This window comes from Streptomyces sp. URMC 126 (assembly GCF_051386555.1).
GTDB lineage: Bacteria > Actinomycetota > Actinomycetes > Streptomycetales > Streptomycetaceae > Streptomyces.
This window is the reverse complement of record NZ_JBPQTX010000609.1, coordinates 1-1,307: the sequence shown is the minus strand read 5'-3', so window position 1 is coordinate 1,307 and position 1,307 is coordinate 1. Positions and strand designations below refer to the sequence as shown.

Genomic DNA, 1,307 nt, shown 5'->3' with positions numbered 1-1,307 from the left:
CTTCTCCCTCTCCCCCGCCCTACCGCGTCAGCACCGCCCGCTCCCCCGCCTCGACGGCCACCGGCAGGTCGTTCCCGGGCGGCGGGAAGGGGCAGATGAAGTGGTCCGCGAAGGCGCACGGCGGCAGCACCGCGCGGTTGAGGTCCACCTCCACGCGCCCGGCGGCGTCGGGCGCCGGCGTCCGCAGGAAACGGAACCGGGGGCCGTCCGCTCCGCTCGTGGCATCGGAGAACACCGCCCAAAGCGCCCCGTCGGCCTCCTCCGCCACACGCAGCACCCGTACCTCACCGGCCAGTTCGAAGGACAGCTCGCCGGACAGACTCAGCCCCCGCTCCCGGCCGTCCGCGTTCCCGACGAGGACCGTGCGCCTCCGGTCGTACGGACGGTAGCGGCCCGGCCGCACCCAGCGGCCGTCGTGCGGGAAGGCGTCGATACCGGCGAACTCCCGGCGGGCGGGCGCGGCCGGGTCGAAGACCCGTACCGCCCACAGCCCTTCGCGGCACAGGACGACCAGCCGCCGGGCGCCGTGCGCGGCCCGGGCCGCGGCCGGGCTCGCGTCCGCGGCCAGCCGGGCCTCGCCGGCGAAGGGCTCGCCGTCCAGCACCAGACCGTCCTCCGGCGCGGCGGCGAGCAGCACGCCGTCGTCGTCCCCGGCCCACCGCCCGGGGACGTCCGGGAGCCGGCCGCCGGGGTGGTCGGCGAGCCAGTGGGTGGCGGTGAGGGCAAGCGGCCCGTAAGGGGCCGAGGCGGTCTCCCGGCGCAGCTCGCGCCACTCCGCCCACTGCTGACGCGCATCGTCGGTGTTCATGGGCGCCCACTTTTCCATACGGCGGCACCGCGGCACGCGCTCCCGGCCCAACCCCTCACCGGCCGACGGCTGTTACGCACCCCCACCCCGCCAGCGCCCACCGCGTCAACGCCCACCCCGTCAGCGCCCGCCGCGTCAGCGCCCACCTCCGTCAGCGGTTACGTCGCCCCGTCAGCAGCCACAGTCGCACCCGCAGCCGTCACACCCGCAACCATCCCCGCAGCAGCTGCACTTGTCGCAACAGTCGCAGCAATCACAGCAATCGCTACAGTCATCGCACTCGCACTTATGGCACCACCCCTCACGAGGCTTGCCACTCCACGGATCGTGGTACGGGTCCCGGCAGCACACCTGGCAGGTGCAGAAGAGCCCGGCCCACACCGCGCATCCGGCCAGCAGTCCACGCCGCCGCCCGTGCTGCGGGGGCTCCGGCGGCGCGGGCGGCGGCGGCATGACGGGCGGCGGCCCGAACGCGGCCCGCACCCCCACCCCCTCGCCC

1 protein-coding gene and 1 pseudogene are annotated in these 1,307 nt (G+C 75.7%); both read right to left on the bottom strand.

From position 1 onward, the window contains the following. Positions 1-19: 19 nt before the first annotated feature. Positions 20-808: a DUF1684 domain-containing protein gene (locus ACSNOK_RS33080; protein ID WP_436784481.1), complete on the bottom strand. Its 789-nt coding sequence runs from the start codon at positions 806-808 to the stop codon at positions 20-22. A 171-nt stretch (positions 809-979) separates the two neighbouring features. Then, a pseudogene (locus tag ACSNOK_RS33075) lies at positions 980-1,307 on the bottom strand (hypothetical protein); the annotation flags it as partial.